This window comes from Xylanibacillus composti (genome assembly GCF_018403685.1).
Taxonomy (GTDB): Bacteria; Bacillota; Bacilli; order Paenibacillales; family K13; genus Xylanibacillus; species Xylanibacillus composti.
The window spans coordinates 74,726-92,013 of the sequence record NZ_BOVK01000028.1 but is presented as its reverse complement, the minus strand read 5'-3'; the positions used below and the strand labels follow the sequence as shown (position 1 = coordinate 92,013).

The 17,288-nt window shown below is 49.7% G+C and carries 16 protein-coding genes and 1 pseudogene; 13 read left to right on the top strand and 4 right to left on the bottom strand.

Translation table 11 applies throughout. The features are described 5' to 3' along the window. The first annotated feature begins 115 nt into the window (after positions 1 to 115). From glmS to XYCOK13_RS11485, 3 genes are all read left to right on the top strand, one after another. Entirely contained in the window at positions 116 to 1,948 is a 1,833-nt protein-coding gene (gene glmS / locus XYCOK13_RS11495) for a glutamine--fructose-6-phosphate transaminase (isomerizing) (RefSeq protein WP_213412295.1), read from the top strand. A 586-nt stretch (positions 1,949 to 2,534) separates the two neighbouring features. Beyond that, entirely contained in the window at positions 2,535 to 3,533 is a 999-nt protein-coding gene (locus XYCOK13_RS11490; protein WP_213412294.1) for a globin-coupled sensor protein, read from the top strand. Between the two features lie 162 nt (positions 3,534 to 3,695). Continuing rightward, positions 3,696 to 3,860: a hypothetical protein gene (locus tag XYCOK13_RS11485; RefSeq protein WP_213412293.1), complete on the top strand. Its 165-nt coding sequence runs from the start codon at positions 3,696 to 3,698 to the stop codon at positions 3,858 to 3,860. Between the two features lie 111 nt (positions 3,861 to 3,971). Here the strand turns inward: XYCOK13_RS11485 and XYCOK13_RS11480 are convergent, their stop codons facing one another. Next, positions 3,972 to 4,340 carry an iron chaperone gene (locus tag XYCOK13_RS11480; protein ID WP_213412292.1) on the bottom strand — a complete coding sequence of 123 codons (369 nt, stop codon included), beginning with the start codon at positions 4,338 to 4,340 and terminating at the stop codon, positions 3,972 to 3,974. Positions 4,341 to 4,522: 182 nt separating this feature from the next. Between XYCOK13_RS11480 and XYCOK13_RS11475 the strand changes: the two genes are divergently transcribed. Continuing rightward, a complete protein-coding gene (locus XYCOK13_RS11475; RefSeq protein ID WP_213412291.1) occupies positions 4,523 to 5,098 on the top strand; it encodes a TetR/AcrR family transcriptional regulator in 576 nt (191 codons plus the stop codon). 29 nt (positions 5,099 to 5,127) lie between these two features. Then, positions 5,128 to 7,083, top strand: a complete 1,956-nt coding sequence (locus tag XYCOK13_RS11470; RefSeq protein ID WP_244865124.1) for a serine hydrolase domain-containing protein — start codon at positions 5,128 to 5,130, stop codon at positions 7,081 to 7,083. 155 nt (positions 7,084 to 7,238) lie between these two features. Here XYCOK13_RS11470 and XYCOK13_RS11465 read toward each other — a convergent pair whose 3' ends face one another. The 3 genes and pseudogenes from XYCOK13_RS11465 to XYCOK13_RS11450 form a co-directional block, all read right to left on the bottom strand. Continuing rightward, on the bottom strand, positions 7,239 to 7,910 hold the full coding sequence (locus XYCOK13_RS11465; RefSeq protein WP_213412289.1) for a GNAT family N-acetyltransferase: 672 nt from the start codon (positions 7,908 to 7,910) through the stop codon (positions 7,239 to 7,241). A gap of 196 nt (positions 7,911 to 8,106) precedes the next feature. Next, positions 8,107 to 8,693: pseudogene (locus XYCOK13_RS22335) on the bottom strand (class I SAM-dependent methyltransferase). Positions 8,694 to 9,228: 535 nt separating this feature from the next. Then, positions 9,229 to 10,851: a xylulokinase gene (locus tag XYCOK13_RS11450; RefSeq protein WP_213412286.1), complete on the bottom strand. Its 1,623-nt coding sequence runs from the start codon at positions 10,849 to 10,851 to the stop codon at positions 9,229 to 9,231. 325 nt (positions 10,852 to 11,176) lie between these two features. On the opposite strand from XYCOK13_RS11450, the gene XYCOK13_RS11445 reads away from it, so the two are divergent. The 8 genes from XYCOK13_RS11445 (at position 11,177) to XYCOK13_RS11410 (ending at position 17,063) form a co-directional block, all read left to right on the top strand. Further along, complete coding sequence (locus XYCOK13_RS11445) at positions 11,177 to 11,326, top strand: NIPSNAP family protein (RefSeq protein WP_244865123.1); 150 nt, start codon at positions 11,177 to 11,179, stop codon at positions 11,324 to 11,326. Positions 11,327 to 11,713: 387 nt separating this feature from the next. Beyond that, positions 11,714 to 13,093 (top strand): Glu/Leu/Phe/Val family dehydrogenase, encoded by a 1,380-nt coding sequence (locus XYCOK13_RS11440; RefSeq protein WP_213412285.1) that lies wholly within the window; start codon positions 11,714 to 11,716, stop codon positions 13,091 to 13,093. Positions 13,094 to 13,496: 403 nt separating this feature from the next. Further along, entirely contained in the window at positions 13,497 to 13,682 is a 186-nt protein-coding gene (locus tag XYCOK13_RS11435) for a DUF4083 domain-containing protein (protein WP_213412309.1), read from the top strand. A 266-nt stretch (positions 13,683 to 13,948) separates the two neighbouring features. Continuing rightward, positions 13,949 to 14,383 carry a MarR family winged helix-turn-helix transcriptional regulator gene (locus XYCOK13_RS11430; RefSeq protein WP_213412284.1) on the top strand — a complete coding sequence of 145 codons (435 nt, stop codon included), beginning with the start codon at positions 13,949 to 13,951 and terminating at the stop codon, positions 14,381 to 14,383. A gap of 62 nt (positions 14,384 to 14,445) precedes the next feature. Beyond that, the gene (locus XYCOK13_RS11425) at positions 14,446 to 14,844 is read left to right on the top strand and encodes a DoxX family protein (protein ID WP_213412283.1); all 399 of its coding nucleotides are present in this window, start codon (positions 14,446 to 14,448) and stop codon (positions 14,842 to 14,844) included. Positions 14,845 to 14,880: 36 nt separating this feature from the next. Then, positions 14,881 to 15,831 carry a ring-cleaving dioxygenase gene (locus tag XYCOK13_RS11420; RefSeq protein ID WP_213412282.1) on the top strand — a complete coding sequence of 317 codons (951 nt, stop codon included), beginning with the start codon at positions 14,881 to 14,883 and terminating at the stop codon, positions 15,829 to 15,831. Continuing rightward, complete coding sequence (locus tag XYCOK13_RS11415) at positions 15,828 to 16,439, top strand: alpha/beta hydrolase (protein WP_213412281.1); 612 nt, start codon at positions 15,828 to 15,830, stop codon at positions 16,437 to 16,439. The genes XYCOK13_RS11420 and XYCOK13_RS11415 overlap by 4 nt, the downstream gene beginning before the upstream one ends. A 12-nt stretch (positions 16,440 to 16,451) precedes the next feature. Continuing rightward, entirely contained in the window at positions 16,452 to 17,063 is a 612-nt protein-coding gene (locus XYCOK13_RS11410; protein WP_213412280.1) for a flavin reductase family protein, read from the top strand. Positions 17,064 to 17,288 lie beyond the last annotated feature (225 nt).

Sequence of the window (17,288 nt, the reverse complement as noted above, 5' to 3'; positions counted from 1 at the left end):
GCAATTAGCTTTTTGAATGCGAACTATGCGGAGAGCGTTCAAAAAGTAAGTTTGGTTTCTTATGCTTGCATAAGCCATGGAGCGCTCTCCTGCATCATTGGAGGGTATAAATAGAATGTGTGGAATCGTTGGATATATCGGGAAGAGAGATTCTCAAGACATATTGATTAACGGGTTGAAAAAGCTGGAGTACCGCGGTTATGATTCGGCGGGGATCGCCGTGCAAACGGCTGGTGGTTTGGCTATACGCAAGGCTAAAGGACGTCTGGCTGTGTTGGAGTCTGCTTTGACAGATTCGCCGCTACAAGGCAATGCCGGGATCGGTCATACGCGCTGGGCGACACATGGGAAACCATCGGATGAGAATTCGCACCCGCATGCGGACAACAGCAAGAAGTTTTCCGTCGTGCATAACGGCATTATCGAGAATTATTTGACCTTGAAGGAAGAACTCGCTGCGAAGGGCGCTGTTTTTCAATCCGAGACGGATACGGAAGTCATTGCGCATCTTATTGCCGATTGCTATGAAGGCGATCTGGTCGAGTCCGTTCGCAAGGCCGTGAAGAAAATGCGCGGCGCCTACGCGCTTGCCGTTATGAGCGAGCATGAGCCGGATAAATTGGTGGCCGTACGTCTGGCCAGTCCATTGATTATCGGCGTTGGCGACGGCGAGAACTATATCGGGTCGGATATTCCCGCAATTTTGGAGCATACACGCGACGTATATATCCTGAACGACGGAGAAATGGCCGTTCTGACAAAAAGCGGCGTTGCCCTGAGTTCAGTCGACGGCAATAGCATTTCCCGGGAAATGCTGCGTGTCGAATGGGATCTGGTCACTGCAGAAAAAGCCGGATACGATCATTTCATGCTCAAGGAAATATACGAGCAGCCGAAGGCATACCGCGACACGATGGGCAGCCGAATCAGCCCGGACGGCAAGCAATTTGTTTTGAATGAACTGAACATGTCGGCGGATGATCTTCGCGGCATTCAGAACATTCATATCGTAGCCTGCGGTACCGCATACCACGCAGGCCTGGTCGGAAAGAACGTCATCGAGAAGCTGGTGCGCATTCCGGTAGAAACCGATGTCGCCAGCGAATATCGCTACCGTTCACCCATTATTACACCGAACACGCTGGTCATTGTCGTCAGCCAGTCCGGTGAAACGGCGGATACGCTCGCCGCATTGAGGGAAGCGAAAAATCAGGGCGCGCGCGTTGTAGCGATTACGAATGTCGTGGGCAGCTCTGTTGCTCGCGAAGCAGACGATACGATCGTTACCTGGGCAGGTCCGGAAATCGCTGTCGCCTCGACGAAGGCGTACACCTCACAGCTTATTGCCTTTTACCTGCTGGGCGGTTATATGGCGCAGCAGTTGGGCAAGCTGAACGAGACGCAAACAACGGAGCTTATCCAAGCGATGCAGCAGCTGCCGGATCAAGTGGAAGCGCTGCTGAAGCAAGCTGACAAGGTTAAGCAATTCGCGGAAGCCATTGCGAAGCATCCGAGCTTATTCTTCATCGGTCGAGGTTTGGATTATGCTGTCGCCTTGGAAGGCTCCCTGAAGCTCAAGGAAATTTCCTATATTCATTCTGAAGCGTATGCGGCCGGTGAACTGAAGCACGGCACATTGGCACTGATCGAGGATGATGTGCCGGTCATCGCGCTGGCTACGCAGGAAGAGCTGCTGGAGAAGACGATCAGCAACATCAAGGAGGTAGCCGCTCGCGGCGCGCATGTGCTCGGCCTCTGCTTCGAGGGATACGAAGAAGAATTCGGCAAGTCGGTAGATGAGATTCTCTCCATCCCGCGTACATTGCCGCTTCTGACCCCGGCACTGTCGGTTATCCCGCTGCAGCTGCTGGCTTACTACGCTTCGCTCGCACTTGGACACGACGTCGACAAGCCGCGGAATTTGGCGAAAAGTGTGACCGTTGAGTAAGATAGGGGTATCGCTAAGCGATTAAACCCAAGATCTAGTGAGCATGTTCAAATCGTTTGAGCAAGGATAGGATTGAGGTCGAGCAAATTCAGGATGTTCCTGACATGTGCTCGACTTTTCTTTTTTTGTGGCAATGGTTCCGGTTACTTGGCGGCAATGGGGACTCAGGCCAAGGGACCTTCAGGAATTTCGAATATCGTCCTATGTAACATTCAGTTGCATAGCGTCCCGGTACACATTTGAAACAGAAGAGCGCGTTGCCAAGCCAGGTAGGTTATCTGAATCTGTCGCCTATGCGACTTGCCTGCTGCGTTGAGCCGAGGCTAGCAGCGGCTCATGCTGCGGGCATACAACTGTGTCTGAAGCCGCACCGAGCAAGCAGCTCATCGTGGATTCCTTGCTCCGCGAATGCCGCGTTGTACGTCTATGTGTATGTTGATAGGACTTGTAAGTATAACGGTTATATACTACTATAGGACTACGACTGGATAACTACCTTGGCCTATCATCAAGACCAAGTTGTTTGATAATTCCGGTTCTATATAACTTATTTTCTATTACATAGCAGCAATCGGGAGGTCTTCGTATGATTCAACTGGATGAGCAAAGAATGACCCAACTTGAGTATATTGGGTTAACCGAGGAAGATTTAGGCTATCTAAGTCGGCAAAGGCAGCACTTTGAGGCAATAACGGACAAGGTTGTCGATCAACTATACGATAAAATTTATGCGCAGCCAGAATTAGCGAAGATTATCGATTCGAATAGTACGATAGAACGGTTGAAAGAGACGCAGCGTTGGTATTTCATGACGATGGTGGACGGAAAAATCGATATGGAGTTCATAGAAAGACGGCTCTATATTGGAAAGCTTCACTCGCGCATTGGCTTAACAACGGAGTGGTATTTAGGCACCTACATGCTCTATTTGGACATTGCAGTTCAAAATCTTCAAAAAGTTGCTCCGGACAATTGGATGACGATTATATTATCCTTGTCCAAAATGTTTAATCTAGACTCGCAATTGGTTTTGGAAGCTTATGAGCACGATGAAAAACAGAAGATACAAGTGTTGTATGAGGAAAGGAAAGAAACGTTAGCCAAAGTGAACAGGGCAGTTCAGGAGCTTGCCTCGATGATGGTCGAGCTGAGCGGCAGCAGCCAGTCCGTTGCAGATTCTGCCATCCAGACGGCGGAATTGCAGGATAAGGCGCACGAGAAAGTGAATAAGCTGCATACCAAGATCGGTGAGATCAGCCAAGTCGGTTCGATCTTGCAAGAAATTTCGGATCAAACCCATCTGCTTGGATTAAATGCAGCGATCGAGGCAGCGCATGCGGGAGAACATGGAAGAGGGTTCGGGGTAGTGGCGGATGAGATTCGAAAATTGGCAGCTAATTCCAAGGGTTCGCTGGAAGTGATTAAGGCTACGCTGCAAGAGATTTCGGAGGAATTGCGTGAAGTGATGAAGGATTCAGAGGTGACTTCGGCGCTTGCAAGGGAACAAGCGGCCAGTTCTGAGGAGCTCTCGTCGTTCGTGAATATGATTGAGACAGTGACCAATGAACTGGAAGGCATTCGATAATTCCGTTGCATGATCATGCATTCAAAGCTGGCGTTGCCAATAGATTTTTTTGCCGTATAGATAACGGATGGGGTGGCAACATAAAAGCGGCATAAGCTGCGAAGCTTGCGGCAAATGCGAATTGACCATCGGATGCATGGATAACGGACAGGGGGCGAACAAATGATGGCGGACAAACGACCAGACACCAAGCAGCCCGATCAGCTCGAAGTCGAACAAGCGAATATCCAAGAGGTGGATCTTTCGACTGCTCACCCGGACGGGGAGGATACCCGTGTTCATTCAGAGGAATTGCGTTACGAGAACGCAGACACGTTGTACGAATAATAACGGGCAAACTTCAACATGCCTGTCATAACTGGCGGAATGCTATTCGGAAAAAGCCGAGTGAATTCGGGTTAATACACCTGATTTCCTCGGCTTTTTCGTTGCGCACAATCATCGCCAAAAAGTGGAACAGTCGGCTTTATCCATCATATTGAACGCGATCATGCCCTCAAGCAGGGAATAATCAACCGGCTGTTCCCAATGGATACGGATCAGCTCCTTGGTGTGATCATAGCCAGCTTTCGCAATTTCTTCAGCAAATCGATCAATCCCTGCCCTTTCCGGGGCAACAGCCAGATGTTGCTTGGCTACACTAAAGCCAATGATATATGTACCGTGATCGGTGAACATCGGCTGCTTCCACTTTATCTCGGGAACTAAAGCGGGGAATGTCGTAGCGATCCAAGTCAATACCTCTTCCGTTCGCGCCCGATGCTGCGGGTTGTCGATACGCGCCAAAAAGTCTGTGAACACTTCCATGTATGCCCCTCCTTATTTCCAACTATATAATTTACGACCTGTATAGTCAAAATAGCTCACCGCCATTTCTTTTCTCTTCGTGCAGGTTGAAAAATAACCTTTACAAATTCACAGTTCTATTGCATAATACATGATATATAACATATGATATGTATCAAGTGAACGATATAAGGAGGGTGAACATGCCGCCTAAGAAGAAGTTCTCCAAAGAGCAAATCATTGATGCAGCTTTTGAAATCGCAAAGGTGGAAGGCATAGATCACATTACGATCAGAAAAGTCGCCGATCAGTTGGAAAGCTCGATTGCCCCGATTTATGTCAACTTTAAGGATGTGGAAGAGCTTAAGAGAGAGGTCGTAAAAAAAATTGTGGCGTTAAGCCACCAGTTGTTACTCGAGCAGGATACGGGCAATCCGTTCCACGATATTGGCGTGGCGAGTCTGCGTTTTGCCAAGGAGTACAGTGTGCTGTTTCGCGACTTCATCATGAAGCAAAACGATTATTTGGAAACGTACGATCAGGATTTGGGCAACGACTTGATTGAGATAATGAAGAAGGATTCCGATCTGGGAGGCTTCACTACGGAAGAGTTGTCGATCATTTTGTTGAAAATGAGGGTGTTCTCGGCGGGACTTTCCGTTATGGTTGCCAATGGCTTGCTGCCGGAGGAATTTGGCGAGGAAAGAGGAGTAGAGCTTCTGGATAGTACAGCAGAAGATGTGATCATTGCTGCCCGTCATCGAAAGAAGGATGAATAATGCCAACGAATAAAGAGGAGAACCGAATGATGAAATTACTTAAAATGACGCTTATCGCCAGCTTGTTCATGAGCATCACCTCGTTTCTAGGAAATTCGATGGTTGCTGCCAGTTCCATGGATTCCGCGGAAGTAGAACAGTTCGTGGACCAAATGATGAAGGAGCGCATGGAGGAGCTCCGTATTCCCAATGCCGCGGTTTCGGTAGTTGCCAATGGGGAGACCATCGTTTCGAAAGGATACGGCTTGGCCGATATGGATGAGTCCAGGCAAGTTGACGCGGAGACAACGCTATTTCGGCTCGGCTCCATTTCCAAGCTATTCACTTGGACGGCGGTCATGCAGTTGGCAGAACAAGGAAAGGTTGATTTGAGCGCAGATGTGAACACTTATCTCGATTTTGAGATCCCTTCCCGGACCAAGACTGCAGGGGAATCGGAACCGATTACGCTCACGCATTTGCTGACGCACACGCCCGGATTCGAAGATTATTCCGAGACGTTATACCGGCTTTCGGAGGCCGATACACGATCATTGCACGAATATGTGCAAGGGGAAATGCCTGCACGCATCTTTCCGCCCGGTTACGTATCGGCCTACTCCAATTACGGTACGGCCTTGGCGGGATACATTGTCGAGCAAGTGTCCGGTATGCCTTTTGCCGATTATGTAGAACAGCATATCTTCGCCCCCTTGGGCATGGAATACAGCACGTTCCGGCAGCCGATTCCTGAGGATTTGGCCGGACATATGGCCCAAGCTTATCGCTATGTGGATGGAGAGTATCGGGAGGGCGCGTTTGAATTCTTGCCTGGACCTGCCGGCAGCATGAGCAGTACAGCTGGCGATCTGGCCCGGTTCATGCTGGCCCATCTCCAAGGAGGAAGCTTGGACGGTGAAACCATCTTGGCGGAAGATACGGTGCGGTTGATGCACAGCCAACTGTTTGCCCATTCGCCCCATTTGGATGGTATGGCTCACGGTTTCATAGAGAGGACAGTCAATGGGCAGCGGGTTCTCTTTCATCCCGGGAGCACGATGCTGTTCGATGCCGGATTGTACCTTGTGCCGAGCGAAAATGTCGGTCTGTTTATCGCCTATAGCGGAGGCAACTACTTCGCACATACAGAAATTTTCCAAGCTTTCATGGATCGTTACTTTCCAGCTAGTCCCGTAATGGAGGGAGCATCAGAAAATGTGCCGGCAGAGGGGACGATGGAACGTTCCAGATCATTGGTTGGGGAATATCATCAGAACCGGCGAAATTGGACGACATCAGAGAAATTTATTAGTCTGACAATGGGCATGATTCATGTTGATCTGGACGAAGAAGGGCATTTGCTGGTCTCGCATATGGGTGAAACCAGCCGCTTCGTTGAAGTGGAGCCGAATGTGTATCACAATCTGGACCGGGGGGAAGCGAAGGATCCTTTTGGCGATTTCGGCACGATTGTGTTTGGGAAGGACCCAGCAGGCAGCATGATGCTTATGGCAGACGGGCCGATGACGTACTCGAAGGTTCCTTGGTACAGCACTAGCGGCTTCACCTTCTCTATGCTGATCCTGACACTTGTTTTTGTTATCGGGTCTCTTGTCTATAGCGGCATTGCATCCGGAATACGGCTTGTTAGACGCCGCAGAAAGCAGCATCAGCCTATCCTGGCTGTCACTGCAAGGGGTGCGGCTGCAGTCTATGGTCTACTGGCTGTTGGATTTGTGTCGGGAATCATAGTGACTAGCGAATTCGATCCTGTCTATGGCCTGCCGAAAGCTTACTTCGGCGTCGTACCCGCATGGGCGCCTGTGATAGATTTTCTTCCCGTATTGATGGTTTTAGTAGGAGCGGCCTTAGTGCTCTTCACTGTGCTTGCCTGGAAGAAAGGGTATTGGAGACGGGGCGGTCGCATTCATTACACACTTTATACGGCGGCCACCGTGGTCCTGCTGTGGATATTCAGTTATTGGAATTTGCTTATGATCTTTTGAGGTATGGCAATATAACCGAGCAGATGGAGGATAATTTCCTGCCACTTGCTCGGTTTTTGTATTGAACTGAATTTATAAACCCCCAGTCCATTTTGAAGTGGACCTGGGGGTTTCGTCTTTTCGCTATTCCGTAGGTATTATAGCTGTTCAAGAATTTAAAGAGGCAGGAGCTTAACTGTTGGAACGCTCGCCAATTGCTCGACCATGTCGTTCCATGCCTGAGGCTTGTTCGGGAGAACCGCGTAATAACGGCGCAGAAACTGGACGATCAGATCGGTTTCCAATTCGTTCTTGTTCTCATCCGAAGGAAGGAAACAGAGATCCAGTCCCGTGACCGCTTCGCCATCATTATTCCAGGAAGGATGGACATAAGGGAAATCCAGCCGCTTATAGCCAAGATGGGACAATACCTCGCGGCGGACATACGGGTCCATTGGTTTTACGCCGCCAAACTCATAATGGTCTACCCGATAAGGGTCATAAATTTCAGCAAACATGCCGTACATCTTCTTCCCGTTTGCCTCAGCCAATTTGTTCAAATCCTCGGCCCTTCTCTGAGCCAAGAAACGGCCAATGCCCAGTCCTGCTTGGCCAATGATGGTGAAATCTGTCATAGCTACATGGAAATCTTCATAATAACGGTACTCTGTCGCACCTACAACTTCCCCTTCATGAACCGCAACGAATACGCGAATGCCGGGGTCCTCCAGGGGTTCCTTCCAAAGGTCAAAGGCCAGTACCTCTTCGGGAGGAAATACGTTCTGCATCAGTTGATGCATTTTTTTGAATAACGGATCCTCAATACTTGTAATTCTATGGTATTCCATCAGAACATCCCCCTTGTTTGAGCTTCTTTCCGTGCAAAAATCATTTCAAATCGAGATCAAACGTCACCATCATATCATGATTAAGCTCTCCTATCCACAAGTATACCCGTTGGCGGGAAAGGACTCGTTAGGAATCGGGTAAGATTGCAGAAGCTGGTTTCGGGATCATGGAGCACCGTTTCTACCGCCATCATCGTCACTCGTTGCCCGGTTGACCAACGATCTCTACGAGAAAATCGCCGTAAGAGCTCCTTGCGGACTGAATATGCATGCCCGAATCTTGTACGAGCTGTAGCGGGAGACGGTTCCCATAACAACCGACAATTTCAGCGTTTTTTTTCGCTCTTTTATCCTGCAGCTTCCCCAGTACAGGCCAGCGGCTTTTCCCATGCTCGAACAAGAGGATGCTCCCGCCAGGTTTGCAGACCCTTTGCATTTCCTTCAATGCCTGAGCGGGGTCGGGGAAGGTGCATGTGGCAAGGGTAGAGACTACCGTATCAAATTGATCCGTTTCGAAGGGCAACTGTTCCGCATTTCCTTCTGTCAAGCGGATTGGCAGGGGAGCGCTTCTGCTTTCTTTTTAGCTTCAGCCAGCATGTCGGAACTGTAGTCCAACCCTGTTACGATGCACCCCTCCGGGTAATAGGGCAGATTTCTTCCGGTTCCCACGGCCACTTCTAATACATATCCAGACGCATGCTTCAATAATCGCTGCCGTCTTTTTTTGAAAAACAATTGCTCCGGTATTTTTTCGTACTGATCCAAGAATTTGGCGTATTTCATGTATTTATAGCGGATTTCCTCGTTCGTATACATGCTTTCACTTCCTTCCCGACCAAATTGCTATCTGCAAGGACTTCAGTATATTTACGCATATGGTTTGAATCAGTTCCCTGATTAATGCCCATGTTTAAGGCGAATTCCCAAGAGGCTTTCATGTATTCATGCGGATTGTGTAGAAAGCCGATATCAGGGACCGCAGCTTCTTCGTTCCCAAGTCCCCACCAGTACTTGACATTATGCGGCTCCTCGAAGCCATGACTTCTGCGCAGATCTCCTTGGTACTATAGACAGTAACTGTAGCTAGGGCATTAAGTTTCGCCCACTCTCGAACTGGCTTGCATTTGGTAACGCCCTTATCCAGGCCTGCAGCCTTCCGCCCTTTGAGTGCTATGAATTCAAAAGGCCCAAGCTCCATCCTGAACCAATGTCCGGCAATGCGTCCTTCCAAGCCGGCTGCGCGATTTGTCGAAAAAAATACTGGTTTTCCGTGCTTGAAGCAGACTCGCTTGCTCTTACGAGTCATCATTCCTACCTTTTACTCTATCGGATATCTCCAATTTTCCACAAAGTGATCTACCGCTGCCTGCTCAATTGCCAACCCTTCCGTATAACGCTCCATAAACAAGGCAAAGCCATTCACATCTGCGCTGTCAGGATAAACCACTTGCCCTTCTTTATCATTGAATACTTTAGTATCAAGGTAATCAGCCAAGTCCTCGTGCTGATCCTTATTAACCATATAGGACGCCATAACGGCCATCCCCCATGCACCGCCTTCACCGGCCGTAGCCATGACGGAAACAGGAACATTCAGTGCTGCGGCACATATTTTTTGACCTACTAGAGGCGTTTTGAACAATCCGCCATGCGCCAAAATATGATCAATCGTTACATGTTCCTTCTTTGTCAAAATATCCATTCCCAGCCTTAGCGCAGCAAACGCGGAAAACAGATGAACTCTCATAAAGTTAGCCAGATTAAAGCGGCTTTCCGGAGAACGGACGAACAGCGGACGACCCTTCGCAAGCCCGGTAATGTTCTCGCCTGAATAGTAGCCGTAGCTCAACAAACCGCCGCCATCTGCGTCTGCCTCCAGAGCTTTGTTGAACAAGACGCTGAATAATTGGTTCATATCCGGTTTCAACCCCATTGCTTCATAACATTCGCGGAACAAGCCAAGCCATGCATTAATATCGCTGGAGCAGTTATTAGCAAGAACCATGCCGACAGGACTGCCATCAGGCGTAGTCACGATGTCAATCTCAGGGTACACCGTGGATAAATCTTCCTCGAGTACAAACATGGCAAAAATTGACGTGCCTACGGAAATGTTGCCGGTGCGCTTTTTGACACTATTCGTAGCAACCATGCCTGTCCCGGCATCGCCTTCTGGAGGACATAACGGAATACCTGCTTGCAGACTGCCTGATGGATCTAACAGTCGGGCGCCAGCTTCATTGAGACAACCAGCATGTTCGCCTGCAGTATAAACTTTAGGAAGTATATCTATAAGATTCCACCGGTAGTCTTTATCGGCAATTAATTCAGAAAATTTTTCGATCATTTCTTCGTTATATTGCTGAGTAGATTTATCGATGGGGAACATGCCGGAGGCATCCCCTACACCGAGAGCCTTTCTGCCAGTCAACATCCAATGAATGTAACCCGACAAAGTCGTAATATAATCGATGTTAGTGACATGCTCTTCATCGTTCAAAATGGCTTGATACAAATGTGCGATGCTCCAGCGTTGAGGAATTTTAAACTGGAATGTTTCAGTTAACCTCGATGCAGCCTCACCTGTTGTGGCATTGCGCCATGTACGGAATGGAACCAACAGCTTCCCTGCATGATCAAGTGCAATATAGCCCTGCATCATAGCGGAACAACCGATTGATCCGATTTTTTGCAGTGTTACGCCATATTTCTTCTCGATCTCTTGCTTTAATTGGCGATAGGTTTCCTGCACCCCGTTAATCACTTCATGAAGATCGTAGGTCCAATAACCGTCTATCAATTGATTTTCCCATTCGTAACTGCTGGAACCGATTGTCTCAAATTTGCGATCAATAAGTACAGCTTTGATTCGTGTGGACCCCAATTCGATGCCAAGCGAGGTTTCACCCCTAATGATCGCTTGTTTCATATTATTATCCATGATGGCGCTCCTCTCTAATTTGAAATTGAATCGAATGTTGCGAATAGACCATGCTTTTTTCATTATGATGCTGATTGAAGCAGCTTAATAAATGCTCAACAGGAAGATAATCCCTTAATTTCACACTAAATGAACAAGTTTAACCTGTCAATAAAGGCCCCATGATAAGCAAGTCTGATTTACCCTAGCCCTAACCCCTCGTCAAATCCGAGCATAATGTTCATATTCTGAATAGCTGCCCCAGATGCGCCCTTTCCCAAATTATCAAATCTAGTAACAAGTAATCTATTACATCATTCATGAAGCCGAGGAAAATCCAGATGATTTGTGGATCACAGAACTGTGGGAGAGCAAGGAGGCGCACGCTGCGTCGCTGCAGAATGAACAAGTACGCGAGCTCATCAATCGCTGTCGTCCTCTTATCGCGGGAATCGATGGCATCCAGGTTCGACCGATTGGCGGGAAAGGGATTTAAAATGTAACTGGAGCTTAATAAGCAAAAAGCCGAGCAGATATGGGTTGATTCCCAACGTTTGCTCGGTTTCTTTCAGTTGTTTCGCTCCATTTACATTTATTACCCCATTACCACTAACTATGAAGCTAGCTCCTACTATTAATAGTAAACGGGTAATAACGGAGCCTCTACACGCTATTTTCGCCGAAATTTATTCCTTTACTACCCTTTATTAGTGGAAGGTGTATCAGAAATTGAGAATAGGAGGATGAACACTCGGAGTTCTGCCGAGGCAGGCGGGACGAGTGGACGCAGTGGTATTTGCCGCATCCGGACATCCGATTGAAGAATGATTTCACATACTTTTTGGTAAAATAGAGGTAACGTATAGGGAGGGGATTAGCTGAAATGAGCATACAAATGTCAGAGATCATCGAGCGTTCGTTGCAGGATCTACTCGGAGAACCTACGTTTTTGCCCGATTTGAGGGATGGCTATAGGGAGAAGGCGTTCAGATCGCTTGCTGCCATTCTGTCGACGCCTAACCATGTGCATAAGGCTTACCTCCGGGTTGTGCTGGAGAATGGGGAAGTCGTCCGTATTCCGGCATATCGCATCCAACACAATGATACACTGGGACCGTACAAGGGCGGGATAAGGTTCCATGAGTCGGTGAATGAGGATGAGGTCGTCAACCTGGCTGCGCTGATGACTCTGAAGAACGCGCTGCATGAGGTGCCGTTCGGCGGGGGCAAGGGCGGCGTCACGATAAACCCGCGGGATTATACTGTTCGGGAGCTGTATCAGATTTGCAAGAAATACGTGCGCTATTTCAGCGATGTCCTGGGACCGGACAAGGATATCCCCGCACCGGATGCGGGAACGGGGGAGCGGGAGATGGACTGGATGATGAGCGAGTACAAGAGCATCCGTCCAGGCAAGCCTTATCGGGGCAGCTTCACCGGGAAGAGTGTTATGAACGGAGGATCTCTGGGCAGACGGGAAGCGACCGGGAAGGGAGTGTACTTCACGCTCCGCTACTTCTTGCAGGATTACTTAACGGAACATCATCAATACTTGGCAGAATCCGAGAACCCGGTTGCGCAGACAGCGCTTGCTTATCGGGGCCGTACGTTGAAGCTGGCCGTACAGGGCTTCGGCAACGTCGGATCGGTCGCGGCATTGGAAGCTTACCATTGCGACCAATTGAACAATCAAGTGGTTGCAGTCAGCGACCGCAACGTAACGCTGTACAATCCGGAGGGACTTAGCATTCCTGCTCTGGTCCAATATACCTCGATGAATAAGGGGGATCTTCCTCAAACTGCGGAGGAGCTCTCTGCCGCAGGGGTGCAAGCCGAGATCTTAGAACGGGAGGCCGTGCTTTATTTGGATGTGGATGTGCTCGTTCTTGCCGCGCTGGAAAATCAAATTCGCGAAGACAATGTGGAGCGCGTCCGGGCAAAGGTATTGGTGGAAGGCGCGAATGCCCCGATATCCGAGGAAGCTGATGCGGAGCTTACGCGGCAGGGCTTCATAATCATCCCGGACATTCTGGCGAATGCCGGAGGGGTGATTGTCTCCTATCTGGAATGGCTGCAAGGCAGGGAGACGCAATTTTACAGTGAGGACGAGGTGTTCAAGCAGTTGCATGACAAGATGAGCGCGACAATGAAAACGGTGTATCCTGTTTTTATGGCAACGGGCAAGTCGCTGCGGCAAGTGTGCTATAATCAAGCGATCATAAAGCTGTCTGCGAATCTGTACCTGCAAGGGAAGCTGTTCTAAATGCGCGTATCCGAATGCATCTGGAGTGCCTATGCGTAAACTGCGAAATACCAAGGTTTTGGTTTGGCTGATCATCATAGCATGTCTCGTGCCGTTTCTGTTGTTATGGTTGTTCATTTCATTCATGAATGAAGCAGGCAGACCCTTTATTGGGTAAGTAAATAAGCTGCGATCACAGAAGAAGACGAGCGGTTAGTTGCTCGTTGTCTCGAGGTGGAGGGAACAAGTCAAGGAAAGACAGTGGAAGAAGCTTTGACCAATTTGCAGGAAGTTAAACGGTTAACGATAATCGAAGGCTGCCTCCGGGCCGCCTTTTCGATTTCTTAAGGGCAGATCGGATTTTGGAATTATTCATGTTAAGATGGGTAAAGGAGAAGGGGGTTAGGCTGCAGTGGAAGGAATAATGGTATGGTCAATCATTTATTGGGTTATCGTGATTGGGCTCATCGCTTTATTCGTAATATCCTTCACACTTTTTATCCGTAGATTATTTGTTAATCAAACGGTGAAAATGAACAAGATTGCAGAAATTGAAAAGAAACTTGACAACATCATAGAATTGCTCGAAAAGGATAGACAGCCTCGGTGAAAAATAAACAACAAACGTCGGGGGAACAGGGAGGACTAGGCAGGAGATAATGAGAACGATTAAATTCTCGCGGTGCCGATTGAGGGAGAGAAGTGCAAGAATGCGAAGCTTTAAGTTGAATTCATACCTTTAATCTAGGACAGCTCCGATAACGAAATGGCAGGGTTGTTCACGAAAAGGCTTGCAATTCTCATGCGTCGGGTGTATAGTAAAAATATCTTAAATTTAAGATATATGAATTCGAAGCATCGATGGGAGGCGGGGGGATGGACAATCGGAATCAATCGTTGAAGTTGTTTGTTGTACTTGCCAAAGCTTACAAGGTTGTGATGGAGCGGGCCGTGAAGGATATGAAGCAAAAAGGGTTGTCGGCTGCGGAGTTTAGCATTTTGGAGCTGCTTTATCATAAAGGGCAAACTTCTCTGCAGCGCATTAGCGAGCGAATCTTGGTCACAAGCGGAACGATCACCTACACCGTAGATAAGCTGGAGGCCAAAGGCTATTTGAAACGAGTGTCCTGCCCGAAGGATCGGCGAGTTACGTATGCCGAAATGACGGAGGCAGGAAAGGAATTGTTCGATCAGCTCTTCCCGGCTCATGCTGATACGATTGAATCTCTGATGGACGGCCTGACCTTGGAGGAAAAGGCAACAGCCACCGACTTACTGAAGAAGCTGGGGTATCACGCACAGAAGCATTAATTTTTTTGCCATTTATCTTGAAAAAAAGATATTTAATATAAAACTAACTGGAGGAATGGAATATGGAAGATCTGGGATTGTTGATTGTACGTCTTATTGTTGGCCTGGCCTTTGCGGCGCATGGCGCGCAAAAGCTGTTCGGTTGGTTTGGCGGCTACGGTCCGAAGGGTACCGGCGGTTGGTTCGAATCGATTGGCATTAAGCCCGGCGTGTTCGCGGCGGTTGCCGTAGGTATGGTGGAATTTTTCGGAGGCATATTATTTGCAGCAGGACTCTTCACTGTCGTGGTTGCGCTGCTGCTCGCTGTGACTATGGTTGTCGCGATTGTGAAGGTGCACGGACAGAACGGATTTTGGAGTACGGCCAATGGCTACGAATTTAACCTGGTGCTTGTCGCTGTCTTTGTCGCTGTCGCTCTAATCGGGGCTGGATCCATTTCGCTCGACGCTGTTCTATTTTGATTCTGATGACAATCTATGATGATAGGAGGAGCAGATATGACGAAAAGCACAGCAGGCATTCATCACATTACGGCTTTTGTCGGCAATGCTCAGGCCAATGTTGATTTCTATGCTGGGATTCTGGGCTTGCGGCTTGTCAAAAAGACGATCAACTTCGATGCTCCGGAAGTGTACCATCTGTATTTCGGCAATGAGGTGGGCAGTCCGGGGACGGCGATTACATTCTTCCCGTTTGAGGGTGCCAGAAAAGGCCGGGTCGGCGGCGGGCAAGTGGGCTATACAACGTTCGCAGTGCCTGAAGGCGCCTTGCCATTCTGGGAAGAGCGACTTTCGAAGTTTGCGATTCCTTACGAAGAGACGCAGCGTTTCGGCGAAACGTATCTGCGCTTCCAAGATCGCGACGGACTGAAGCTCGAGCTTGTAGCGCGCAAGGAAGGTCCGAACAGCAAGTGGTCCTTCGGGGGAGTTCCGGCAGACAAGGCGATCAAAGGCTTCGGAGGGGCCGTGCTTTACAGCATGGCGCCGGAACAGACGATGCATGCCCTGGAGCATGTGCTCGGTCTGGAACGGATCGGCGAGGAGCAAGGGATGGTTCGCTTCCGGGCGCACGGGGATTTAGGCAACTTGGTCGATGTGAATGCATCGGTCATGGGCCGAGGCCATGGCGGAGCCGGCACCGTTCACCATATCGCATGGCGGGCGGCAGACCGGGAGGATCAGGAAAGCTGGCGCGCCTTTGTAGCTGAGCAGGGATTTCATCCCACTCCTATTGTAGATCGGCAATACTTCACCGCCATCTACTTCCGGGAAGCAGGAGAGATCTTGTTCGAGATCGCGACAGATCCGCCGGGATTTGAGCTTGACGAGCCGTATGAGACATTGGGCGAGCAGCTGATGCTTCCTGCGTGGTATGAGCCGCATCGGGAGCAAATCAATCAGGGCTTGCCGCCTTTTGAAATTCGCGTGCTGGAGGAGGATAAGCAGTGAAGCATATTTTTCGCAAAGGAAGCGCCCCGGCTGCCCCGACCTTGTTGCTGCTCCATGGAACTGGCGGGACGGAGCAAGATCTGCTGCCGCTGGCCGTGCAGCTGGATGATACAGCCGCTGTGCTGAGTGTACGCGGCAATGTGCTGGAGAACGGGATGCCCCGGTTCTTCAGAAGGCTGGCCGAAGGGGTGTTCGATGAACCGGATCTGATTGCCAGAACGCAGGAACTGCATGAGTTCATCAACGAGGCTGCTGATGAATATGCATTTGACCGGCATAATGTGGTGGCCGTCGGCTATTCCAATGGCGCCAATATTGCGGGCAGCTTATTGTTTCACTATCCGGATTCACTTAGAGGGGCAATTCTGCATCATCCGATGGTGCCTCGCCGCGGGATTGAGCTGCCTGATCTGTCTGATGTGCCCGTGTGGATCGGAGCGGGGCGCAATGATCCGATCTGCTCCCCTCAGGAAACGGATGAATTGGCTGGCCTGTTGGAGGGAGCGGGGGCGGCCGTTACGGTACATTGGGAGTACAGCGGGCATCAGCTGACGCGAACAGAGGCAGCAGCTGCCGGACAGTGGTATCATGAACATATCCTTTCATAAGGAGGATTGGTCATGCTCGTCATCGATCCTGCGGCGCTGACCGCCCGCGAGAATTATCAGCTGCTCACCGCCAGCGTGATTCCAAGGCCGATTGCGCTGGTCACGACGCTCTCCCAAGAGGGTGTCTTGAATGCTGCGCCGTTCAGTTATTTCTCCATTGTCGCAAGCGATCCGCCGCTGCTGTCCGTTTCTGTTCAACGCAAGCAGGGTGTCAGGAAGGATACGGCGCGCAATGCGGTCGAGAGGAAAGCATTCGTGGTTCATATTGTGGATGAAACGAATGTGCATGCGGCGAATGAGGCGGCAGCCAGCTTGCCGCCCAATGAAAGCGAGATGCCGCGCGCAGGATTTACTCCTGTTGCTAGTGCGGCCATCGAGGTTCCAGGCATCCAGGAAGCAAAGATTCGCATGGAATGCGTGCTGGAACAAGCTATTGGCCTTGGCGGCGCTGGCGAACAAGAGCCTGCCTGCGATTTGTTGATCGGCCGGGTTGTTCGCTTTCACTTCGCCGAAGAGGTGTATCTGAATGGCATTGTGGCAGCCGACCGACTTCAGCCGGTAAGCCGTTTAGGTGGCAGTGACTACGCTGTTCTGGGCAAGCGGTTTGCCCTGGAGCGTCCGTAATCAGGCAATTCAACACGAATGCTAAGAAGCGAGCCGAAGCAGAGGGTTTCTGCCTCGGCTCTTTGCCGTGTCCGCCTATAGCGGTTGAATCGGGACATGCCGCGCGCAATAGCCGTTGTTCGCCAATTCGCCCGTGCAGCGCTCGATGATCGGTTTGTTGGCTAACTGATGCTGGCATGGTATTTGGATACAGCGGGCGCCAGTGGCCATTTGAGACAATATGCA

Coding starts and splice junctions, on each gene's coding strand:
- glmS (WP_213412295.1), top strand. CDS start 116: ATGTGTGGAATCGTTGGATATATCGGGAAGAGAGATTCTCAAGACATA.
- XYCOK13_RS11490 (WP_213412294.1), top strand. CDS start 2,535: ATGATTCAACTGGATGAGCAAAGAATGACCCAACTTGAGTATATTGGG.
- XYCOK13_RS11485 (WP_213412293.1), top strand. CDS start 3,696: ATGATGGCGGACAAACGACCAGACACCAAGCAGCCCGATCAGCTCGAA.
- XYCOK13_RS11480 (WP_213412292.1), bottom strand. CDS start 4,340: ATGGAAGTGTTCACAGACTTTTTGGCGCGTATCGACAACCCGCAGCAT.
- XYCOK13_RS11475 (WP_213412291.1), top strand. CDS start 4,523: ATGCCGCCTAAGAAGAAGTTCTCCAAAGAGCAAATCATTGATGCAGCT.
- XYCOK13_RS11470 (WP_244865124.1), top strand. CDS start 5,128: ATGAAATTACTTAAAATGACGCTTATCGCCAGCTTGTTCATGAGCATC.
- XYCOK13_RS11465 (WP_213412289.1), bottom strand. CDS start 7,910: ATGGAATACCATAGAATTACAAGTATTGAGGATCCGTTATTCAAAAAA.
- XYCOK13_RS11450 (WP_213412286.1), bottom strand. CDS start 10,851: ATGGATAATAATATGAAACAAGCGATCATTAGGGGTGAAACCTCGCTT.
- XYCOK13_RS11440 (WP_213412285.1), top strand. CDS start 11,714: ATGAGCATACAAATGTCAGAGATCATCGAGCGTTCGTTGCAGGATCTA.
- XYCOK13_RS11435 (WP_213412309.1), top strand. CDS start 13,497: ATGGTATGGTCAATCATTTATTGGGTTATCGTGATTGGGCTCATCGCT.
- XYCOK13_RS11430 (WP_213412284.1), top strand. CDS start 13,949: ATGGACAATCGGAATCAATCGTTGAAGTTGTTTGTTGTACTTGCCAAA.
- XYCOK13_RS11425 (WP_213412283.1), top strand. CDS start 14,446: ATGGAAGATCTGGGATTGTTGATTGTACGTCTTATTGTTGGCCTGGCC.
- XYCOK13_RS11420 (WP_213412282.1), top strand. CDS start 14,881: ATGACGAAAAGCACAGCAGGCATTCATCACATTACGGCTTTTGTCGGC.
- XYCOK13_RS11410 (WP_213412280.1), top strand. CDS start 16,452: ATGCTCGTCATCGATCCTGCGGCGCTGACCGCCCGCGAGAATTATCAG.